Source organism: Pseudomonas yamanorum, from assembly GCF_900105735.1.
Taxonomy (GTDB): domain Bacteria; phylum Pseudomonadota; class Gammaproteobacteria; order Pseudomonadales; family Pseudomonadaceae; genus Aquipseudomonas; species Aquipseudomonas yamanorum.
Genome location: NZ_LT629793.1, coordinates 3,683,879 through 3,703,319 on the forward strand (window position 1 = coordinate 3,683,879; position 19,441 = coordinate 3,703,319).

The window sequence follows — 19,441 nt, forward strand, 5'->3', positions numbered from 1 at the left end:
GGCTCGCAGGGCCCGACGTGGGCGGCCGTGTGGGAGTTTACAGCCAGTAGCGTAGGAGGTTTAGCGGGATTTTGTTTTTGGCGCCAGAATTTTATCCCGGGCGCAGGAATGCCCGCGGAATCCGTGAAAGAGGATCCCGTGGGCGATACAAGGTGTCAGGCGGCTTCTTTGCTGGTCGTCAGAATAGTCAGCAGGCTTTGTGCGTGTTCGGCAGCATCCCGGCCAAGGCTGGTGAGGTAGCCACCATCTGGCTGGTCGATCAGGTCTTTTTCAAACAGGCGCCGGGCAGCGGCGATGGCAGTGGGAGCGGCGGTCTGATGAACTTTCAGACCTTCCTGGGAGCTGCCCAGGTTGAAGAGTGCAAGGATTTCCAGTTCGGCAACCAACTCAGGGGTATACGACATAAGGACTCCAGACTTTCTAGGAATTTTTAGACGCTAGCAGCCATAAGGTGAACGCACTTGGGCGAGCTGTCCAGTCGGAACTCATGCAGTGTTGATGTGGGGCAGGATTGTGGCCAGCAAGCGCTTGCTGGCCAGCGCGGTGTCGGGCTTATTGCTTCTCGGGCGGCAGCTCTGGCAGGGCGCGCAAGGCAGTTTCATACCATTCGGTATTGAAGGCGCGGTCTTCTTCGAGCAGGGCGTCGATTTCGATGGCGAGCACGTGGGCCATCATTTGCAGGATGTCTTCGCGCTCGTAGCCCACCAGGGTCAGCTTGTTGAAGGTGGCCTTGGCGGCGGGCGGGTTGTCGCTTTCGATCTGGTTTTCGATCGCTTCAATCAAGGTGGTCTCGGCGAACTCTTCTTCGTCGTTGTCGATATCGGTTGGCTCGCTCATGGCAGGCTCCTGGAGGAAAGGGCGCCAGTCTACCCCCATTCACTCGGCTGATGCTGCTGGTCAGGCGTGGCATCCCGTTCTATAACCACTGCTGCCAACCCCGTACACGGCCTGGAGGCTTTGTGATGCTCAAGCTTTATGGATTTTCGGTCAGCAACTACTACAACATGGTCAAACTGGCACTGCTGGAGAAAGGGCTGCCCTTCGAAGAGGTGCCGTTCTACGCAGGCCAGACCCCTGAAGCATTGGCCGTGAGCCCCCGGGGCAAGGTGCCGGTGCTGGGTGTCGAGCAAGGCTTTATCAACGAAACCAGCGTGATCCTCGAATACATCGAACAGACCCAGGGCGGGCCATCGCTGTTGCCCGGCGATCCGTTCCAGCGTGCCCAGGTGCTGGCGTTGTGCAGGGAAATCGAGTTGTACATCGAGTTGCCGGCCCGGGCGTGTTTTGCCGAGGCGTTTTTCGGGATGCCGGTGCCGGAGGCGATCAAGGAGAAATCCAAGGCGGAGTTATTGCTGGGGATCGCATCGCTGGGGCGGCACGGGAAGTTCGCGCCGTATGTGGCGGGGGACAGTTTCACGATTACGGATTTGTATTTTGTGTACAGCGTGGACCTGGCCTGTGGGGTGGCCGGGAAGCTGTTCGGGCTGGATCTGTTGGCTGAGTTGCCGGAGGCCAAGGCGTTGCTGGAACGCTTGCAGGCGTTGCCGAATGCCCAGCGGGTGGCGGCGGACAAGGAAGCGGCGATGCCGGCGTTTATGGCGATGGTTGCTGCCAAGAAATAAATCTTGGGTGTTTGTGATGACGCTTTCGCGAGCAAGCCCGCTCCCACATTTGACCGAGTGCCATCTTTGGAATGCAGTCGAATGTGGGAGCGGGCTTGCTCGCTAAGCTTTTAGCGGCTGGCGAGCAATGCCTGGCCGCGAACCACGGCAGCCTTCACCTGCGTCGGCGCAGTCCCGCCGATATGGTTACGGGCATTCACCGACCCTTCCAGGGTCAGCACCGCAAACACATCCTGCTCGATCTGGTCGCTGAACTGGCGCAGTTCTTCCAGGCTCATTTCCGCCAAGTCCTTGCCGGTGTCCACGCCGTATTTCACGGCATGGCCTACGATTTCGTGGCAGTCACGGAACGGCAGGCCGCGGCGTACCAGGTAGTCGGCCAGGTCGGTTGCGGTGGAGAAGCCACGCAGGGCCGCTTCACGCATGATGGCGTGCTTGGGCTTGATCGCCGGGATCATGTCGGCAAAGGCCCGCAGCGAGTCGCGCAGGGTGTCGGCGGCGTCGAACAGCGGTTCCTTGTCTTCCTGGTTGTCCTTGTTGTAGGCCAGCGGCTGGCCTTTCATCAGGGTCAACAGGCCCATCAGCGCGCCGAATACACGGCCGCTTTTGCCACGCACCAATTCCGGCACGTCGGGGTTTTTCTTTTGCGGCATGATCGAGCTGCCGGTGCAGAAGCGGTCCGGCAGGTCGATGAACTGGAATTGCGCACTGGTCCACAGCACCAGCTCTTCGGAGAAACGCGACAAATGCATCATCGCGATGCTGGCCGCAGCGCAGAATTCGATGGCAAAGTCACGGTCCGACACGCCGTCCAGGGAGTTGCCGCCCACGGCGTCGAAGCCCAGCAGCTGCGCGGTGTATTCGCGGTCGATCGGGTAGGTGGTGCCGGCCAGTGCGGCGCTGCCCAGGGGCATGCGGTTGGCGCGCTTGCGGCAGTCCACCAGGCGCTCGTAGTCGCGGCTGAGCATTTCGAACCAGGCCAGCAGGTGGTGGCCGAAGGTCACAGGCTGTGCGGTTTGCAGGTGGGTGAAGCCGGGCATGATGGTGCCGGACTCACGCTCTGCCTGCTCCAGCAGGCCTTTTTGCAAGCGGGTGATTTCGGCCAGGATCAGGTCGATCTCGTCCCGCAGCCACAGGCGGATATCGGTGGCCACCTGGTCGTTACGGCTGCGACCGGTGTGCAGTTTCTTGCCGGTCACACCGATGCGGTCGGTGAGGCGGGCCTCGATGTTCATGTGCACGTCTTCCAGGTCGACGCGCCAGTCGAAGGTGCCGGCTTCGATCTCGCCACGGATGGTGGTGAGGCCGTCGATGATGCTGTCGCGCTCGGCATCGGTCAGTACGCCGACCTTGGCCAGCATCGTGGCGTGGGCGATCGAGCCCATGATGTCGTGGCGGTACAGGCGCTGGTCGAAGGTGACGGAGGCGGTGAAGCGCGCGACGAAGGCGTCGACGGGTTCACTGAAGCGGCCGCCCCAGGACTGGTTGGTCTTGTCGGTGCTCATGGATTCGCTCGTGATCTGCTGGAAAGAGGGCATGAAAGTGTGGCGCCGATAATAACAGGGTTGCCCCCGGAGGCGATGATGCCGGGGCGGGGCATTTTTATTTGTTTCCAAGATGGCTAAGTGCCTTGCCGCCGGCCTCGCGCAGGACGAGACTGGAGCCAGGACCGAACGGGGGTTTGAAACTAACGGTCCTTGGATAAACAAAGCGTGTTTATTGAAACGATATTTGACGATTGAGCAATATCATCTTCGCGAGCGTCTACAGTTGCACAGATAGAGCGTCGCGCTGACAGACGGTGTACTGCACCAATGCCGGGCGATGAGGTCGAACTCCAGGCTATCCATTAGAAAGGGGGTGTTCATATTGTGTATCAGCAAACCCTACGACGATGCCCGAAGGCAGCAGGCTTTGGGCGCGATTGAACAGGTCCGGGTAAATATTGGTGCCACTCTCGGGGCACTTTTTGCCGCTCGCGCTAGTCTTAGCGTGGATCGCCGTGACGGAAGTCACCGCACCTGTCTACGCTATCCTTGTGCGAGACTCACGCAGGAATCCAGCGCAATATGAATGTCCTGATCGTTGATGACGAACCCCAAGCCCGCGAGCGACTGAGCCGTTTGGTCAGTGAACTCGAGGGCTACAGTGTCCTTGAGCCGAGCGCCACCAGTGGCGAGGAGGCCTTGGCCCTTATTGACAGCCTCAAGCCGGACGTCGTGTTACTCGACATCCGCATGCCGGGCCTTGATGGCTTGCAGGTGGCTGCCCGCCTGAGCGAGCGAGAGTCGCCGCCTGCGGTGGTGCTGTGCGCCTCCCAGGATGAGTTCTCTTCCGAGGCTCTGGATGCCAGCGGCGCCAGTTTCCTGGTCAAGCCGATCAATGCCGATGCGTTGCTACGCGCCTTGAAAAAGGCCGAGCGTCCCAATCGTGTCCAACTGGCCGCCTTGACCCAGCCCGCAGCCCAGGGCGGCAACGGGCCGCGCAGCCATATCAGCGCCCGCACCCGCAAGGGCATCGAACTGATTCCTCTGGATCAGGTGGTCTATTTCATCGCCGATCACAAGTACGTGACCTTGCGTCACGAGGCCGGTGAAGTGCTGCTCGATGAGCCACTCAAGGCGTTGGAAGATGAATTTGGCGACCGCTTTGTGCGCATCCACCGCAACGCGCTGGTGGCGCGTGAGCGTATCGAACGTCTGCAGCGCACGCCGCTTGGACACTTTCAGCTGTTCCTGAAGGGCCTCAATGGCGACGCCTTGATCGTCAGCCGGCGCCATGTCGCCGGTGTGCGCAAGATGATGCAGCAGCTTTAGCCCAAGGGCTGATGCGAGCTTCACCGCCCATATCCCGGTGCGACGCGGCCAGGGAGGCCCCGCACTTGCTGATTCAAATCAAAGCGCATTTGCCTGAGCTGTTATTATCTGCCGTATCTATTCAGTACGGATTGATCCATGTCCTCTCGCGAAATCCGCATCGCCACCCGTAAAAGCGCCCTGGCCTTATGGCAGGCCGAATACGTCAAAGCACGCCTCGAGCAGGCTCATCCCGGCCTGAAGGTGTCCCTGGTACCCATGGTCAGTCGCGGCGACAAGCTGCTTGATTCGCCATTGTCGAAAATCGGCGGCAAAGGCCTGTTCGTCAAGGAACTGGAAACCGCTCTGCTGGAGAACGAAGCCGACATCGCCGTGCATTCGATGAAAGACGTGCCCATGGACTTCCCCGAAGGCCTGGGCCTGTTTTGCATCTGCGAGCGCGAAGACCCGCGCGATGCTTTCGTTTCCAATACCTACGCCTCTCTTGATGAACTGCCGCTGGGCAGTGTCGTCGGCACATCCAGCCTGCGTCGCCAGGCACAGTTGCTGACCCGTCGCCCAGACCTGCAAATTCGTTTCCTGCGGGGCAACGTCAATACCCGCCTGGCCAAGCTGGATGCCGGTGAATATGACGCGATCATCCTCGCGGCAGCCGGCCTGATCCGCCTGGGTTTTGAAGACCGCATCACCTCGGCCATCAGCGTTGAAGACAGCTTGCCGGCTGGCGGGCAGGGCGCCGTGGGTATCGAATGCCGCACCGCCGACAGCGAAATTCATGCGCTGCTCAAGCCGCTGGATCACCAAGACACTGAAATTCGCGTCACCGCCGAACGCGCTCTGAACAAGCACCTCAACGGTGGCTGCCAGGTGCCGATCGCCTGTTACGCCGTGCTTGAGGGCGAAAACCTCTGGCTGCGTGGCCTGGTGGGCGACCCGAGTGGTGGGCTGCTGCTCACTGCAGAGATTCGCGGGCCGCAAAGCGAGGCGACCAGCCTGGGTATCAAAGTCGCCGAAGAACTGCTGGAAAAAGGCGCCGGTGCCATCCTGCAAGCGGTGTACGGCGAGGCCGGCCCGCAGTGACGCAATGGCGTGTGCTGCTGACGCGGCCCGCCGAGGAGTCGGCGGCCCTGGCGGCGACGTTATCTGAGGAAGGTATTTTCAGCAGCAGCCTGCCGTTGCTGGAGATCGAAGCGCTGCCCGTCACGCTTGAGCAACACGCGATCTTTCACGAGCTGGACCGTTATTGTGCGGTGATCGTGGTGAGCAAGCCGGCGGCGCGCCTGAGCGTGCAGTTGTTGGCGCAACACTGGCCGCAACCTCCGGCGTTGCCATGGTTCAGCGTCGGCGCCGCTACGGCGAAGGTGTTGGCCGACCACGGCCTTGACGTCAGTTGTCCTAAGGAAGGTGACGACAGTGAGGCCTTGCTTGAATTGGCTGCCCTGCGCGAGGCTATTGCACAGCCCGGTGCCCGGGTGCTGATCCTGCGGGGCGAGGGCGGGAGAGAGCTGCTGGCTGAGCGTTTACGCGAGCAAGGTGCTAGTGTCGACTATCTGGAGTTGTACCGCCGTTTCCTGCCGGATTACGACAGTGCGACCCTGACCCAACGCATAAACGTGGAACGCTTGAACGGCGTGGTGGTCAGCAGTGGGCAGGGTTTTTTACACCTGCAAGCCCTGGCCGGCACAGATTGGCCCCTGGTGGCACAACTGCCGTTGTTTGTGCCTAGCCCGCGAGTCGCCGAAATGGCGCGTGCCGCTGGCGCGCAAAAAGTTGTGGATTGTCGTGGCGCCAGTGCCGCGGCTTTGTTAGTGGCGTTACGGAGTTTCTCCGTTCCCACTCTCTAATACGCAAAGGATGGATACGTGAGCGAAACAGCCTTGCCTAAAGATGAAGCTCAGCCCGCGCTTGATGCGCCTGTTGAGACACCGGTCACCACCGCCCCGCGCCGTGGCAACGGCCTGGCTATCGTGGCCTTGTTACTTGGCGCAGCCGGTGTTGCAGCCGGTGGCTGGGGGATCTGGCAGGTCCGCGCACTGCAGGCGAGCAGCCAGCAACAGCTGGGCCAAGTGCAAAATCTGGACGACCAATCCCAGAGCCTCAAGCAGAGCCAGCAGCAGTTGTCTGCGCGCCTGGGGCAACTGCCGGGTGCTGACGAACTCGAAGAGCGCCGTCGGCTGGTGGCGCAATTGCAGGGCGATCAGCAGCGCTTGAGCCAGCGCCTGGAAACCGTGCTGGGCGCCAGCCGTCAAGACTGGCGCCTGGCTGAGGCCGAGCACTTGATCCGCCTGGCCAGCCTGCGTCTTTCCGCCTTGCAGGACATCAACAGCGCCCAGGCGCTGGTCCAGGGCGCTGACGAAATCCTGCGCGAACAAAGTGACCCCGGCTCGTACGCCGCCCGTGAGCAGTTGGCCAAGAGCCTCGCCGCGTTGCGCAATATCGAACAGCCCGACCGTACCGGGTTGTACCTGCAACTGGCGGCATTGCGCGATCAGGTCGTGCAACTGGCAGCCATCGCTCCGGAATACCAACTCCCGGAAGCGGCCAACGAGGGGCGTCCGACGACTGATACGGACAACCGCTGGAGCCAGTGGTGGGAGCAGATCTCGCGGTATTTCCGCATCGACTTCAACCCCGATGACAACATTCGTCCGCTGCTGGCAGGGCAAGGCCTGAACCAGGTGCGCCTGGCCCTGAGCCTGGCGCTGGAGCAGGCGCAGTGGGCGGCGCTCAATGGCGAGCCGGCGGTGTACAGCCGCTCCCTGGGCGAGGCCCGCAGCGTGTTGCAGGACAACTTCAATCAAGACAACCCGCAAAGCAAAGCCATGCTGGCGCGTATTGCCGAGCTCGAGCCCAAGGCCGTCTCGGTGGTAACGCCGGACCTGGCCGCGAGCCTGGCTGCCGTGCAGGCTTACCTTGACCGTCGCCACCTGTCTGCCGAAGAAGCCAAGGCTTCCGCTGGCAAGCCGGCGACCCAGGAGTAAGGCCGATGAAGCGCTTCTATGTGATCCTGGTGCTGGCGATTGCGATCGCCCTGGCACTGGCCGTGGGCATTTCGAAACACACCGGTTATGTGCTGATTACCTATCCCCATGTGCTGCGTTACGAGTCAGGGCTGTGGTCGACGCTGGTGGCGCTGTTTGCCATCGGCCTGGCGATCTATCTGGTCCGGGTGCTGCTTAGCCTGGTGCTGACTTCGGGTGGTGTGGTCAACCCGTGGTCGCGGCGCAATCGCAGCCGTCGGGTGCAGGTCGCCATTGAACAGGGCCAGATGGATCTCGCCGAAGGGCGTTGGGCCAGTGCCGAGCGTCACTTGCACCGAGCGGCCGAAGCGGAACGCCAGCCATTGCTCTACTACCTCGGCGCCGCCCGCGCGGCTAACGAGCAGGGGCGTTATGAGGAGGCGGACGGCCTGCTGGAGCGCGCGCTTGAGCGCCAGCCACAGGCCGAACTGGCGGTGGCCTTGAGTCATGCGCAGTTGCAGATGGACCGTGGCGACACTGATGGCGCCCTGGTCACCTTGCAGGCGATGCATGAACGTCATCCGCATAACGTCCAGGTATTGCGCCAGCTACAACGGCTTTATCAACAGCGTGGTGATTGGTCTTCGGTAATCCGGCTGTTGCCGGAGCTGCGCAAGGACAAGGTGTTGCCACCCGCCGAGCTGGCCGACCTGGAGCGTCGCGCCTGGGGCGAGAACCTTACCCTGGCGGCCCAGCGCGAAGAGCAGGGCGAGGCCGGTCAGCAATCCCTTGAGCGAGCCTGGCAACAACTCACTTCCGCCCAGCGCCAGGAACCGCAACTGGTGCTGGCGTACGCCGAACAGCTGCGCCAATTGGGCGCGGATGGCAAGGCTGAAGAAGTGCTGCGCGGTGCGCTCAAGCGCGAGTACGACAGCCATCTGATCAGGCTCTACGGCCTGCTGCGTGGCAGCGATCCGGCGAAGCAACTGAAGTTTGCCGAAGGCTGGCTCAAGGATCATCCAGGCGATGCCAGCCTGTTGCTGACCCTGGGACGCCTGTGCTTGCAAAACAGCCTGTGGGGCAAGGCGCGGGACTACCTGGAAAGCAGCCTGCAGGTGCAGCGCAACCCCGAAGCCTGTGCCGAGCTGGCGCGCCTGCTGGCGCAGTTGGGTGACACCGAGCGCAGCAACCAGTTATTCCAGGAAGGCCTGGGCCTGCTGGACAAGCGTCTGCTGGCGTCACCGCTGCCGGTGCCGGCACGGGTTTGATGTAGGAAACAGTGTAAGGGTTGCCTCAGGATTTTCTGGTGGCCAACCCTTCAATAGCGCCCTATAGCTGTAGTCAATATAGCTTGTAGTAAACTCCTACGTAGACGCGCGTTTAATCGCTCATCTTCTGACGGGATATCCCTACGCTCTCGCGGAATCGTCTGCTCTGGCGCGTATTGAAAGGGGTAAGGCCTTTCCTCTACCGTAACTACCTATCTCTTGCGTTGCGGATAAACAATGTCTTTGGCCCCCTCACGCTCCCTGTTCCTTCTGGCGTTCCTGGCTGGTGCGCTGACGCTGGGCGCGTCCTTTTACCTGGAATATGCCGCGCTTTTGCGGCCTTGTTTCCTGTGTCAGGTGCAACGAATTCTTGTAGCTGCCTTCACGCTGATCAACCTGGTGGCGGCGATTCATGGGCCCAAGCGGTCCGGGATCTACCTGTATTGGGCATCCAGCATGGGCTGTGCAGTGTTGGGCGCCATCACCGCCGTACGCCAGGTGCTGCTGCAAAATACGCCGCCGGAACAGCTGCCTGCCTGTTGGCCAGGCCTTCAATCCATGATCGAAAACCTGTCGCTCCGGGAGGCGTTGGCGTTGATCTTCAAGGGCACCGTCGACTGCGTGGAAATCAACTGGACCCTGTTCGACTTAAGTATTCCCGAGTGGAGCCTGCTGTTCTTCGTGGCCATGCTGATCCTTGGCGTAGCGCAGTTCTCGCGGTTGCTGCTGAGCCAGCGTTTTGGCCTTGCACGGCACTGAGAGGTGCCCGCAGGTTGTAGGAAGGGATTAAACACTTGTATGAACTTTCTCTCCTGCGTACCTTGATGCCATAGTCATGCGGGCATAATCTGGCCCGCACGCGTTATTGAAACAGACTGTTCGATGCACCGTTGCCCGGTTGCCGCTTTAACCTTGAAGTGTTGCGCGGGCAGTGTGCGGCGCCCCTATAGGGAAGAGAGATCATCATGCTGGAAAGTTGTCAGAATGCTCAGGAACGCTGGGGTGGGGTGCATAAACTGATCGATGGTTGGTTGAAAGCGCGTCACGAACTGGTTCGGGCCTTTGATGCTCTCGGTGCCAAACCCGAAGCGCTCAGCGAGAACCGCAAGCCGTTGCAGGAATTCTGTGGGGTATTGGTGGATTACGTCTCGGCGGGGCACTTCGGTGTCTACGAGCAGTTGACCAAAGAGGCCGAGGCTTTCGACGATCAACGTGGCCTGGACTTGGCAGAGACGATTTACCCGCGCATCGATGTCATCACCGAGAAGCTGCTGGCGTTCAACGACCTGTGTGATGCCGGCAAGTGCGTTGCAGAAAAATTCAAAGAGCTGGGCGGTTTGCTTCACGAGCGTTTCGAACTGGAAGATTGCCTGATCGAAGTGCTGCACAACGCTCACAAGGAAGAGTTGACGGCTAAAGCCTGACCCGCCGCAACACAAAAAAACGGTGCGCATTGCGCACCGTTTTTCGTTTGGGTTCAGGCACCCGCGCCAAGCAATTCGATCTCGAATACCAGCGGCGTATAAGGTGGGATCAACTCGCCCGCACCATCAGCGCCATAGGCTTGGTCGGATGGAATCACCAGCCGCCATTTCGCGCCTACCGGCATCTGCTGCAATGCGCTGCGCCAGCCGCTGATCACACTGTCCAGGCGAAACCACTGGGGTTGTGTGCTCTTGTCGAAGACCGTCCCGTCGGGTAACCGCCCAACATAATTCACTTGCACGCGATCATCGGCCGCCGGTTTTTTTCCGCTGCCAGGGGTCAGTTCTGTCAGCAGGATGCCGTCTGCCAATTCGCGCACACCACTTTTGGATTTCTCACTGGCTAAAAACTGTTGTTCGGCAGCGAGTGCCTTTTCACTTTGTGGGGCTCGATTGTCTGGTGCGTTTTGCGCTTCGTGCTGGGCAAGGATCTGTTCGATGCGTGTGTCGTCCAGAGCCAGTGGCTTACCTTGATAGGCGTGTTTGAGTCCGTCGATCAGTGCCTCGATTTGCAGGCCCGGCATCTCCTGGCGCAGTCGCTCACCCAGGCTTGCGCCCAGGCTGTAGGCCAGGTCGTGGTCATCTTTGGACGGGGATTTCTCACTCGCATTGGCCACCGAAAGCGCCACGCTCAACACTAAAAAAAGGTAACGCGACATGGGCGTTCTCCAGCCGAAAGTGCGATGGATTATGCCAGTGTGAATGCTTAAAAAGTGGCGTGGATTTTCGTTATATCAATAAGAATTTTCGTGCGGTGCAACGCAAGCCAATCGATACTGTCAACATGCCCTAGCGGCGGTAAGAGCAGAGGGCTAGTATGAGCCGCACCCACGTCAGCCAGGAGGTAAACCATGTCGGCCAAACAGAAGCCTGTAAATACCCCGTTGCATTTGCTCCAACAACTTTCGGGCAGCCTGCTCGAACATTTGGAAAGCGCCTGTTCACAAGCCTTGGCTGATGCTGAGAAGTTGCTCGCCAAGCTTGAAAAACAACGCGGCAAAGCTCAGGAAAAACTGCACAAATCCCGCACCAAACTGCAAGGCGCAGCGACCGCTGGCAAAGCCAAGGCACAAGCCAAGGCCAAGGACGCCGTCAAAGAACTTGAGGACTTGCTCGACGCCCTCAAGGATCGTCAATCCGAAACCCGCACCTACATTTCCCAACTCAAGCGTGATGCTTCCGAGAGCCTGAAACTGGCTCAGGGTGTTGGTCGTGTGAAGGAAGCTGTAGGCAAAGTGCTGAGCACCCGTGCTCCGGCCAAAGCTGTTGCAGCCAGCGCAGCGAAGAAGCCAGCCAGCAAAGCAGTCGCCGCCAAGGCACCTGCAAAAGCTGCGGCCAAGCCTGCGGCAAAAGCACCGGCTAAATCAGCTGCCAAGAAGCCAGCTGCTAAAACCGCTGCTGCAAAACCAGCCGCCAAACCAGCGGCTAAAACCGCTGCTGCAAAACCAGCTGCCAAGCCAGCCGCTAAAACCGCTGATGCAAAACCAGCTGCCAAACCAGCCGCTAAAACCGCTGCTGCAAAACCAGCTGCCAAACCAGCCGCTAAAACCGCTGCTGCAAAACCAGCCGCCAAGCCTGCTGCTAAAACCGCTGCTGCAAAACCAGCTGCCAAGCCTGCTGCTAAAACCGCTGCTGCAAAACCAGCCGCCAAGCCTGCTGCTAAAACCGCTGCTGCAAAACCAGCCGCCAAGCCAGCTGCTAAAACTGCTGTTGCAAAACCAGCCGCCAAGCCTGCTGCTAAAACTGCTGCTGCAAAACCAGCCGCCAAGCCAGCTGCTAAAACTGCTGCTGCGAAACCAGCTGCCAAGCCAGCCGCTAAGCCTGCTGCTGCGAAACCAGCTGCCAAGCCAGCCGCTAAGCCTGCTGCTGCGAAACCAGCTGCCAAGCCAGCCGCTAAACCTGCTGCTGCGAAACCAGCTGCCAAGCCAGCCGCTAAACCTGCTGCTGCGAAACCAGCTGCCAAGCCGGCCGCTAAGCCTGCTGCTGCGAAACCAGCCGCAAAACCAGCAGCCGCCAAGCCTGCACCGGCCAAGCCAGCTACCCCAGCTGCAAAGCCAGCAACACCGGCCGCACCGGCTGCCAGCACCGCAGCGCCAACCGCTCCGGCCAGCAGCACGCCTGCACCGGCAGCGCCAAGCGTCACCCCAACCAGCGCTTCCTAAGTGTTGGTGACTGCGGCGCGCAGCTGATGCAGCGCGTCGTGGTCAAGGTTGGCGGTTTCGGCCGCCAGTCCTTCAAGCCACGCTTGAGCTCCCGCCTTGGCCATCGGCCAAACCTGCGCAACGCCTTCCAGGCGCGATAACAGCAGCCGCTCAGCTTCCAGCTCCAGGGCCTTGACCCGCTCCCGTAACGCTCCCAGCTCAGCATCCTGCTGCGCCATGGCCCGCCATTGCGTGCGCACTTGCCGCAGCGGCCCGACCACCTCCGCCTGCCACGGCTCAGCGACCTGCCGCAGTGCCTGCAAACGCGACGTTTCCGGCGCCACGCCACGCTGCTCCAGCCACAACCCGCACAACATCAGGCACACATCAGCCCCTTGCGCCTGCAAGCGCAGGCACGCGTCCTCGACGCCCGGGCGGGCGTAAGTCGAGAGGGCAAAGCTCCACAGGTCAGCGCACATATTCACACCCAAGCCAGCGGCCAACGAAGCTGGTAGACTCCGCCGCCATTATGATCCGACTTCAAAGCCTAACATTACAGCGTGGCCCGCAACGTCTTCTCGAAGACGCCGAGCTGACCCTGCACGCCGGTCACAAAGCCGGCCTGATCGGTGCCAATGGCGCCGGCAAATCCACATTGTTCGCCTTGCTGCTGGGTGAGCTGACGCCTGATTCCGGGGACTGTCTGCTACCGGCCGACTGGCGCATTGCCCATATGCGCCAGGAGATCGACACCCTCGATCGCATTGCGATCGACTACGTGCTCGATGGCGACCTGCGCCTGCGCCAGGTGCAACACGACCTCGCCGAGGCCGAGAAAGCCCAGGACGGTGCCGCACAGGCCCGCCTGCACTCGGAACTGGACAGCGCCGACGGCTATACCGCCGACGCCCGCGCCCGCAAGATGCTGGCCGGCCTTGGCTTTACCAACGAACAGATGGACCGCCCGGTCGCCGACTTCTCCGGCGGCTGGCGCATGCGCCTGAACCTGGCCCAGGCACTGATGTGCCCCTCGGACCTGTTGCTGCTCGATGAACCGACCAACCACTTGGACCTCGATGCGATCCTGTGGCTGGAAGACTTCCTGAAAAGCTACCCGGGCACCTTGCTGCTGATTTCCCACGACCGGGACTTCCTCGACGCCGTGGTCGACAACATCGCTCACGTCGACCAGAAGAAAATCACCCTGTACCGCGGTGGCTACAGCGCCTTCGAACGCGCCCGCGCCGAACGCCTGGCCCAGCAACAGCAGGCGTACGAGAAGCAGCAGGCGCAACGCGCGCACATGGAAAGCTACATCGCCCGGTTCAAGGCCCAGGCCACCAAAGCCCGTCAGGCCCAGAGCCGGATCAAGGCCCTGGAGCGCATGGAAGAACTGTCGGCGGCCCACGTCGATTCACCGTTCGACTTTGTGTTTCGCGAGTCGGTGAAAATCTCCAGCCCGCTGCTCGACCTGTCCGACGCCCGCCTGGGTTATGGCGACAAGACCATCCTCGAGAAGGTCAAGTTGCAGCTCACCCCCGGCGCGCGGATCGGCCTGCTCGGCCCCAACGGTGCGGGCAAGTCGACCCTGATCAAAAACCTCTCGGGCGAATTGCAGCCTTTGGCCGGTCGCCTGGTGCGCGGTGAGAACCTGGTGGTGGGCTATTTCGCCCAGCACCAGTTGGACTCCCTCGACGCCAAGGCCAGCCCGCTGCTGCACTTGCAGCGCCTGGCGCCGACTGAGCGCGAACAGACCCTGCGGGACTTCCTCGGTGGTTTCGACTTCCGCGGTGCGCGCATCGACGAGCCAGTGCTGAATTTCTCCGGTGGCGAAAAGGCCCGCCTGGCCCTGGCGTTGATCGCCTGGGACCGGCCAAACCTGCTGCTGCTCGACGAACCGACCAACCACCTGGACCTGGAAATGCGCCTGGCGCTGACCATGGCGCTGCAGGAATTCAGCGGCGCGGTGTTGGTGGTGTCTCACGATCGGCACCTGCTCAAGAGCACCACGGATAACTTCCTGCTGGTGGCTGACGGCAAGGTCGAGGAGTTCGACGGCGACCTGGAAGACTACGCCCGTTGGCTGTCGGACTACCGCCTGCGCAACGCGCCGGTCAGCAACACCCCGGTCAACCCGGACAAGACCGACAAGAAGGCCCAGCGCCAGGCCGCTGCTGCCCTGCGACAGCAGTTGGCACCGCACAAGCGTGAAGCCGACAAGCTGGAGGCCGAGTTGGGCAAGATCCACGAGAAGCTGGCGAAGATCGAAACCAGCCTCGGTGACAGCGCCGTGTACGAGCCGGCCCGCAAGGATGAATTGCGCGACCTGCTGGCCGAGCAGGCCAAGCTCAAGGTACGTGAAGCACAGTTGGAGGAGACCTGGATGGAAGCCCTCGAACTGTTGGAGTCCTTGCAAGCGGAGTTGGAGGCGCTGTCCTGATGGAGGCGCTGCAACTGCCACTGCCGGCCCAATGGATCGCGCCGATCTGGGTGGCCGTACAGATTCTGCTGATCCTGCTGGCCGGCTATCTCGCTCAGCGTTTCGTCGCCAAATGCCTGAACCGCCTGGGGGAACGTTATCCGTTCCCGCCGCAGTTGCTGATGCCCCTGCGCGGCGGCCTGCGCTGGCTGATCATGGGCAGTGCGCTGATCTTTGTGCTGGAGCGCTTGGGCGTGTCCGCCACGGTGCTGTGGACGGCGTTGTCGGGCTTTGTGGCGGTGGCCGCAGTGGCGTTCTTCGCCATGTGGTCGGTGTTGTCGAACCTGCTGTGCGCCATTCTGATCTTCACCGTCGGGCCGTTCCGCTTGGGCGACGTGGTCGAGTTGGTGGACACCGTCGACAAGCCCGGCGTCAAAGGCCGGGTGGTGGCGATCAACCTGCTCTACACCACGCTGATCGAAGTGGAAGAGGCCGGTACCGGCAGTGTCATGGTGCAAGTGCCCAACAGCCTGTTCTTCCAGCGCTCGGTGCGCCGTTGGCGCGGCAGCGACATACTGCCTTAACCTTTGGCGAGAGAGCTTGCCGTGGCGAGGGAGCTTGCTCCCGCTGGGCTGCGTAGCAGCCCCAAAAAAAGCCGGGAGCGCTACGCACTCCAGCGGGAGCAAGCTCCCTCGCCACAAAGGCGCACCCCAAAATTTTTGTAGCCATTTCTCGGCCAGCAGCGTTAGTTTAGAAACATTCAGCAAACTCAGCTCTGAGGTGTGTAATGGCGCTCGACACATGGCTGGCCTTTTTCCTGGCCAGTTGGATCATCAGTCTTTCTCCTGGCGCTGGCGCCATTGCCTCGATGTCCAGCGGCCTGCAATACGGTTTCCTGCGCGGTTACTGGAATGCCCTGGGCCTGCAACTGGGCCTGGCGATGCAAATCGCCGTGGTTGCCGGCGGCCTGGGTGCGATTCTCGCGGCATCTTCCACCGCGTTCTATGCGATCAAGTGGTTCGGTGTGGCGTACCTGGTGTACCTGGCCATCAAGCAATGGCGCGCGCTGCCAACCGACCTTAGCGATGACGCGGCGATTCGCCCGATCGGCAAACCGATGGCGATGATGTTCCGTGGGTTCCTGGTCAACGCCAGCAACCCCAAGGCCCTGGTGTTCATGCTGGCGGTGTTGCCACAGTTCGTGAACCCGCAGGCGCCGTTGCTGAACCAGTACCTGATCCTGGGCGCGACGATGATCTGCGTGGACATGATCGTGATGGCTGGCTACACCGGGCTCGCATCGAAAGTGTTGCGCTTGCTGCGCACACCGAAACAGCAGAAACGCATGAACCGCACGTTTGCTGGCTTGTTCGTCGGCGCGGCAGGGTTCCTGGCCAGTTTGCATCGCGCAACGGCGTAATTCACGAAACCGGATCAAAAATGTGGGAGCTGGCTTGCCTGCGATAGCATCACCCTGGTGTAACTGATACACCGAGGTGTCTGCATCGCAGGCAAGCCAGCTCCCACATTGGTTTTATGTCGGTAGCGTGATTTTCGTTCAGCGCAGGATCTTCGGCGCTTCATCCCGTGGCAGGTTATTGCGCAATGCAGGCTGCCCCGGTTGCTCCTGATAAACACCGCCCAGTTGCTCGGCCAACTGCCGCGCAACATCCTCGCCCAACGCCTTCGACACTTCCCGCACCACGCGAGGCCGGTTCAGGCTCACGCGCACGTCACGGTTGTTCACCAGCTTGGTGTCCTGGCCTTCGCCCATGGCGGTAAACGCCGAGGTGATCTCAAAGGTGCGGGTGTTGATCAGGCTGAAATCCGCCACCAGCGTCAGGCCCAGCACCGCCGAATAACTGTTGGTGTGGTCCAGGGCGTTGACGTCCTGGGTGAAGTCGATGTCCGACAAGGTGCCGAACAACACGTAGTCCGCGCCCTTGAAGTTACCGGCCTTGATCCGCTTGATCACGTCATACACATCGCCCTTGGCGTCAGCGGTGTAAGGCGTGCCCTGCACCAGTTGGAACTGCCGCGACTTGAGGATTTCACCCTTGATGTCGCCGCTGAACTTGCGCAGTTCGGTCTGCTCGATGTAGCTGTTGCGGCTCTCGTACTCGCTGTAGCTCGAGCCGCCGCTGGCGTTGTAGGCGCTGGCCTGGAAGTTGTTGCTGGCCGCGACCTGGTGGATGTACTCCTCCACCCGGGCCTCGTAGGCCAGGTCGGTCACCGCGATCTTCGGTGCGGCCGAGGCGCCAAAGGCGCACAGCAGGCCGATCATGCCGATCCATGCACGCATTGTTTAGCGCTCCGTGGTCTTGCGGATTTCTTTTTCGTCCATCCATTCGGCCAGGCCGCTTTCAACGTCAATCAGTTGCAGGCTGAACTTGTAGAACACGTCCTTGTAGTCCGAGCTGCGCTTGACGATGGAGCTGATGGAGCCTTCCAGACGGTATTTGGCGGCGACCATGTTGCCGGTCTTGCTGACGGTCGACTTCTTGTACAGGCCGCTCTGGTTCTGCAGCTTCAGCTGGTCGACCTGGCTTTGCATGTCGGTGTTGTCGCTGGCGAAGCGGGCGGTGCCGGTCTTCATCAGCTGGGTCTTGATCGAGGTGGTGATCTCGCGGGTATCGATGTACTCGCTGGTCTTGTTCTTCACGTCATACACCTGCACCACCGGGCGGCCCTGGAGGATGCCGGACTGGGCCAGGGAGCGGGTCATGCTTTCGGCGATCATCTGCAGGTCGGTGGAACCGAACTCGTTGGTCACCAGTTCCACGGCTTTGGTGTCGCCGTAGCTGATGTTTTTACCGCCCAGTACCGGCGAGGTGTTGGCGCAGCCGCTGGCTAGAACGGCCACCACGGCGAGGAACGAGAAGCGTGCAAACATGGGGATGTCTCTCTGAAACTGAATGAGTGGGCGGATCAAGGCGTCTTCACTTCCAGGCGGAAGTCGGCGGCCTGGGGCAGATTGGCGATGGCCGGCAGGAAGGTCGCCTGGTTGGCGTAGAGGTTCAGCACTTTCCAGGTATCTTCGTCGCCCACCGGGAAGCCGTCGGCACCCAGCCAGGCGAAGCGGTAATACATCATCTGGTTGCTGCTGGTGATATTGCTCAACTGCACCTTGGCGGTCAGGAAACCGTTTTCCCGGGCGACGCGGATGGCGCCCACTGCGATGCCCTTGAACTTGCCCATCACCACGATTTTGCTCGCGGCGCTGCCGGGTTCCGGCGGTGGCGGGGTGGCGCAACCGGCCAGCAGGATCAGCGCCAGGGCGCCGAGGATGAAATGACGCATAGCGTGCTCCTTAAGGTTGTTTGAGAGTGGCGACGGCCTGGGGCGGATTGCTCTGCACCACATGGGCCGCAAGACCGCCGGCGAAGACCTGGTTGCCGACCACCCGCAGGGTGATCACCTGGTAGCGCTGATCGGCCTTGACCGTCACCAGCGTGCCGCCCAGGGCGTTGGGCAGGCTGACCTGGTGTTCGCCGTGCTTGAGGCGCAGGCGAGTCACCTGGGTCATGTCCGGCAGGGTGCGCCAGGTGCGGGTGTCGGCGCCTTCGGTGACGGCCGAGGCGATGCCGAGTACCAGGCCCGCCATGGGGTTGGTCTTGTTCAGGTTGTTCTGGGTGATGCCGCGGGTGACGGCGCGCACGGTGGTGCGCAGGATGATGCCCGGCATGTCATCCCGCAGGGCGCGGCGGGACATGACGGTGGTGCTGTTGAGGGCCGTGAGGTTCTGCTGCTGACCGTCGACACCGATCTGGGCGAAGGTCGCGGTGGAGGTGTCGGGCTTGATCACCGGGAACGACAGCGGGGTGATCACCAGGTGGCCGTCGATGGGGATCGGCAACGGCAGGCGAATCGAGTCGCGAGCCGGTGCCAGGCCGCTTTGCACCACGATCAGCACGTCGGTCTCGTCGGCGCCGACTTTGGACTTGTCCAGGTTGAGCAGGGCCTGTTCCAGCAGTGGGGTGTTGGGGCGCAGCTCGGCAGCCTTGCGATAACCCGGTGCGGCCAGGTCTTTTTCGCCCAGGGCTTCGTAGACGAAGCCGGCGAGGTAATGGCTGAACGCGCTCTGGTAGCTGTTTTTCAGGCCGACCACTTCCGGGGCGTCGAGGCTTTCCACCGGGTAGCCGCGCAGGTCCTTGAACTGGGTGCTGATGCCCTGGCGCTCGGCTTCGTTCTCGCTCTTGAGGTATTCCTTGTCCCGCAGGTCGGCGATCACTGCCTCGCGTTCGTGGGTTTTCTTGATCTCGGTACGGGCACCGTCGAAGTCGTTCAGCGCCAGCAGGTTCAGGGCCATCTGGGTGGTGAGCATGACTTTTTCGTAGTCGTAGCCTTCGTAGCGGCGGACCTTGTCATTGACCAGGAAGGCACCGAACTGCGCGAGGTACTTGTCGGTGTCGAACTTGACCGACTCTTCCCACTTGTAGACTTGCAGGTCGGCACTGCGCCAGGCGGTCTGGCTGCCGGTCAGGTCGCCCTTGGCCCGCAACAACTCGCCCTTTTCGAAGTAGTAGAGAAGGTCCTTGTCGTCGCCGGTGTTGTTCTTTTCAAGCAGGGTCAGCGCGCCGTCGACATTGCCGGTGGCCAACTGCTGATTGGTGGCTTGCAGCTCAGTGTCGTAGCTGCGAAACATCGAACAACCGGACAGCAAGGTGACTGCTGCGAGCGCGAGCGAGGTAAAGGCGCGAGATACCATTGAGGAGCTTCTTCCCTGAACGT

Annotated in this window: 20 protein-coding genes and 1 pseudogene; 12 read left to right on the forward strand and 9 right to left on the reverse strand. The window is 61.3% G+C overall.

Going from position 1 to position 19,441, the window contains the following annotated elements:
* Positions 1 to 155 precede the first annotated feature (155 nt).
* Together BLU46_RS17275 and BLU46_RS17280 are read right to left on the reverse strand one after the other, a co-directional pair.
* Positions 156 to 404 carry a TIGR02647 family protein gene (locus tag BLU46_RS17275; RefSeq protein ID WP_063033873.1) on the reverse strand — a complete coding sequence of 83 codons (249 nt, stop codon included), beginning with the start codon at positions 402 to 404 and terminating at the stop codon, positions 156 to 158.
* Between the two features lie 148 nt (positions 405 to 552).
* Entirely contained in the window at positions 553 to 837 is a 285-nt protein-coding gene (locus BLU46_RS17280) for a hypothetical protein (RefSeq protein WP_003208814.1), read from the reverse strand.
* A gap of 125 nt (positions 838 to 962) precedes the next feature.
* Between BLU46_RS17280 and BLU46_RS17285 the strand changes: the two genes are divergently transcribed.
* Positions 963 to 1,622, forward strand: a complete 660-nt coding sequence (locus BLU46_RS17285; RefSeq protein WP_093203775.1) for a glutathione S-transferase family protein — start codon at positions 963 to 965, stop codon at positions 1,620 to 1,622.
* Positions 1,623 to 1,732: 110 nt separating this feature from the next.
* Here the strand turns inward: BLU46_RS17285 and argH are convergent, their stop codons facing one another.
* Positions 1,733 to 3,127, reverse strand: coding sequence for an argininosuccinate lyase (gene argH / locus BLU46_RS17290; RefSeq protein ID WP_063033875.1), 1,395 nt, complete (start codon positions 3,125 to 3,127; stop codon positions 1,733 to 1,735).
* A 564-nt stretch (positions 3,128 to 3,691) separates the two neighbouring features.
* Here argH and BLU46_RS17295 point away from each other — a divergent pair.
* From BLU46_RS17295 to BLU46_RS17325, 7 genes are all read left to right on the forward strand, one after another.
* Positions 3,692 to 4,438: a LytR/AlgR family response regulator transcription factor gene (locus BLU46_RS17295; RefSeq protein ID WP_063033876.1), complete on the forward strand. Its 747-nt coding sequence runs from the start codon at positions 3,692 to 3,694 to the stop codon at positions 4,436 to 4,438.
* A 138-nt stretch (positions 4,439 to 4,576) separates the two neighbouring features.
* Positions 4,577 to 5,518 (forward strand): hydroxymethylbilane synthase, encoded by a 942-nt coding sequence (hemC, locus tag BLU46_RS17300; RefSeq protein ID WP_008439333.1) that lies wholly within the window; start codon positions 4,577 to 4,579, stop codon positions 5,516 to 5,518.
* A complete protein-coding gene (locus BLU46_RS17305; RefSeq protein ID WP_093203780.1) occupies positions 5,515 to 6,282 on the forward strand; it encodes a uroporphyrinogen-III synthase in 768 nt (255 codons plus the stop codon). Before hemC ends, BLU46_RS17305 begins: the two co-directional genes overlap by 4 nt.
* An 18-nt stretch (positions 6,283 to 6,300) precedes the next feature.
* On the forward strand, positions 6,301 to 7,419 hold the full coding sequence (locus tag BLU46_RS17310) for a uroporphyrinogen-III C-methyltransferase (RefSeq protein ID WP_093203784.1): 1,119 nt from the start codon (positions 6,301 to 6,303) through the stop codon (positions 7,417 to 7,419).
* A gap of 5 nt (positions 7,420 to 7,424) precedes the next feature.
* Positions 7,425 to 8,666: a heme biosynthesis protein HemY gene (locus tag BLU46_RS17315; protein WP_093203789.1), complete on the forward strand. Its 1,242-nt coding sequence runs from the start codon at positions 7,425 to 7,427 to the stop codon at positions 8,664 to 8,666.
* 237 nt (positions 8,667 to 8,903) lie between these two features.
* Positions 8,904 to 9,425 (forward strand): disulfide bond formation protein B, encoded by a 522-nt coding sequence (locus tag BLU46_RS17320; protein ID WP_063033880.1) that lies wholly within the window; start codon positions 8,904 to 8,906, stop codon positions 9,423 to 9,425.
* Between the two features lie 206 nt (positions 9,426 to 9,631).
* Entirely contained in the window at positions 9,632 to 10,090 is a 459-nt protein-coding gene (locus tag BLU46_RS17325; protein ID WP_008439329.1) for an Rsd/AlgQ family anti-sigma factor, read from the forward strand.
* Positions 10,091 to 10,143: 53 nt separating this feature from the next.
* On the opposite strand, the gene BLU46_RS17330 is transcribed toward BLU46_RS17325, so the two are convergent.
* Entirely contained in the window at positions 10,144 to 10,809 is a 666-nt protein-coding gene (locus BLU46_RS17330) for an FKBP-type peptidyl-prolyl cis-trans isomerase (RefSeq protein WP_063033881.1), read from the reverse strand.
* A gap of 192 nt (positions 10,810 to 11,001) precedes the next feature.
* On the opposite strand from BLU46_RS17330, the pseudogene BLU46_RS17335 reads away from it, so the two are divergent.
* Positions 11,002 to 12,117 (forward strand): annotated as a pseudogene (locus tag BLU46_RS17335) (AlgP family protein); the annotation flags it as partial.
* Between the two features lie 191 nt (positions 12,118 to 12,308).
* Here the strand turns inward: BLU46_RS17335 and BLU46_RS17340 are convergent.
* A complete protein-coding gene (locus BLU46_RS17340) occupies positions 12,309 to 12,770 on the reverse strand; it encodes a TIGR02444 family protein (RefSeq protein ID WP_063033882.1) in 462 nt (153 codons plus the stop codon).
* Positions 12,771 to 12,820: 50 nt separating this feature from the next.
* Here BLU46_RS17340 and BLU46_RS17345 point away from each other — a divergent pair, with 50 nt between their 5' ends.
* The 3 genes from BLU46_RS17345 to BLU46_RS17355 all read left to right on the forward strand — a co-directional run bounded on the left by BLU46_RS17345 (position 12,821) and on the right by BLU46_RS17355 (position 16,130).
* Complete coding sequence (locus tag BLU46_RS17345; protein ID WP_003208841.1) at positions 12,821 to 14,731, forward strand: ATP-binding cassette domain-containing protein; 1,911 nt, start codon at positions 12,821 to 12,823, stop codon at positions 14,729 to 14,731.
* Complete coding sequence (locus BLU46_RS17350; protein ID WP_063026322.1) at positions 14,731 to 15,294, forward strand: mechanosensitive ion channel family protein; 564 nt, start codon at positions 14,731 to 14,733, stop codon at positions 15,292 to 15,294. Before BLU46_RS17345 ends, BLU46_RS17350 begins: the two co-directional genes overlap by 1 nt.
* Before the next feature lie 203 nt (positions 15,295 to 15,497).
* Positions 15,498 to 16,130: a LysE family transporter gene (locus BLU46_RS17355; protein WP_003208844.1), complete on the forward strand. Its 633-nt coding sequence runs from the start codon at positions 15,498 to 15,500 to the stop codon at positions 16,128 to 16,130.
* 138 nt (positions 16,131 to 16,268) lie between these two features.
* Here the strand turns inward: BLU46_RS17355 and BLU46_RS17360 are convergent, their stop codons facing one another.
* From BLU46_RS17360 to BLU46_RS17375, 4 genes are read right to left on the reverse strand one after another with little or no spacing between them, the layout of a single operon-like run.
* The gene (locus BLU46_RS17360) at positions 16,269 to 17,012 is read right to left on the reverse strand and encodes a penicillin-binding protein activator LpoB (RefSeq protein ID WP_093203799.1); all 744 of its coding nucleotides are present in this window, start codon (positions 17,010 to 17,012) and stop codon (positions 16,269 to 16,271) included.
* 3 nt (positions 17,013 to 17,015) lie between these two features.
* Entirely contained in the window at positions 17,016 to 17,603 is a 588-nt protein-coding gene (gene lpoB / locus BLU46_RS17365) for a penicillin-binding protein activator LpoB (protein WP_017476649.1), read from the reverse strand.
* 35 nt (positions 17,604 to 17,638) lie between these two features.
* Positions 17,639 to 18,010, reverse strand: coding sequence for a YcfL family protein (locus BLU46_RS17370; protein ID WP_093203803.1), 372 nt, complete (start codon positions 18,008 to 18,010; stop codon positions 17,639 to 17,641).
* A 10-nt stretch (positions 18,011 to 18,020) separates the two neighbouring features.
* Positions 18,021 to 19,418: a COG3014 family protein gene (locus BLU46_RS17375; RefSeq protein WP_063026326.1), complete on the reverse strand. Its 1,398-nt coding sequence runs from the start codon at positions 19,416 to 19,418 to the stop codon at positions 18,021 to 18,023.
* Positions 19,419 to 19,441 lie beyond the last annotated feature (23 nt).

What these genes read in the sequence shown, in the direction of transcription:
- BLU46_RS17275 (WP_063033873.1), bottom strand. Translation starts at nt 404, where the DNA reads ATGTCGTATACCCCTGAGTTGGTTGCCGAACTGGAAATCCTTGCACTC.
- BLU46_RS17280 (WP_003208814.1), bottom strand. Translation starts at nt 837, where the DNA reads ATGAGCGAGCCAACCGATATCGACAACGACGAAGAAGAGTTCGCCGAG.
- BLU46_RS17285 (WP_093203775.1), top strand. Translation starts at nt 963, where the DNA reads ATGCTCAAGCTTTATGGATTTTCGGTCAGCAACTACTACAACATGGTC.
- argH (WP_063033875.1), bottom strand. Translation starts at nt 3,127, where the DNA reads ATGAGCACCGACAAGACCAACCAGTCCTGGGGCGGCCGCTTCAGTGAA.
- BLU46_RS17295 (WP_063033876.1), top strand. Translation starts at nt 3,692, where the DNA reads ATGAATGTCCTGATCGTTGATGACGAACCCCAAGCCCGCGAGCGACTG.
- hemC (WP_008439333.1), top strand. Translation starts at nt 4,577, where the DNA reads ATGTCCTCTCGCGAAATCCGCATCGCCACCCGTAAAAGCGCCCTGGCC.
- BLU46_RS17315 (WP_093203789.1), top strand. Translation starts at nt 7,425, where the DNA reads ATGAAGCGCTTCTATGTGATCCTGGTGCTGGCGATTGCGATCGCCCTG.
- BLU46_RS17320 (WP_063033880.1), top strand. Translation starts at nt 8,904, where the DNA reads ATGTCTTTGGCCCCCTCACGCTCCCTGTTCCTTCTGGCGTTCCTGGCT.
- BLU46_RS17325 (WP_008439329.1), top strand. Translation starts at nt 9,632, where the DNA reads ATGCTGGAAAGTTGTCAGAATGCTCAGGAACGCTGGGGTGGGGTGCAT.
- BLU46_RS17330 (WP_063033881.1), bottom strand. Translation starts at nt 10,809, where the DNA reads ATGTCGCGTTACCTTTTTTTAGTGTTGAGCGTGGCGCTTTCGGTGGCC.
- BLU46_RS17340 (WP_063033882.1), bottom strand. Translation starts at nt 12,770, where the DNA reads ATGTGCGCTGACCTGTGGAGCTTTGCCCTCTCGACTTACGCCCGCCCG.
- BLU46_RS17345 (WP_003208841.1), top strand. Translation starts at nt 12,821, where the DNA reads ATGATCCGACTTCAAAGCCTAACATTACAGCGTGGCCCGCAACGTCTT.
- BLU46_RS17350 (WP_063026322.1), top strand. Translation starts at nt 14,731, where the DNA reads ATGGAGGCGCTGCAACTGCCACTGCCGGCCCAATGGATCGCGCCGATC.
- BLU46_RS17355 (WP_003208844.1), top strand. Translation starts at nt 15,498, where the DNA reads ATGGCGCTCGACACATGGCTGGCCTTTTTCCTGGCCAGTTGGATCATC.
- BLU46_RS17360 (WP_093203799.1), bottom strand. Translation starts at nt 17,012, where the DNA reads ATGCGTGCATGGATCGGCATGATCGGCCTGCTGTGCGCCTTTGGCGCC.
- lpoB (WP_017476649.1), bottom strand. Translation starts at nt 17,603, where the DNA reads ATGTTTGCACGCTTCTCGTTCCTCGCCGTGGTGGCCGTTCTAGCCAGC.
- BLU46_RS17370 (WP_093203803.1), bottom strand. Translation starts at nt 18,010, where the DNA reads ATGCGTCATTTCATCCTCGGCGCCCTGGCGCTGATCCTGCTGGCCGGT.
- BLU46_RS17375 (WP_063026326.1), bottom strand. Translation starts at nt 19,418, where the DNA reads ATGGTATCTCGCGCCTTTACCTCGCTCGCGCTCGCAGCAGTCACCTTG.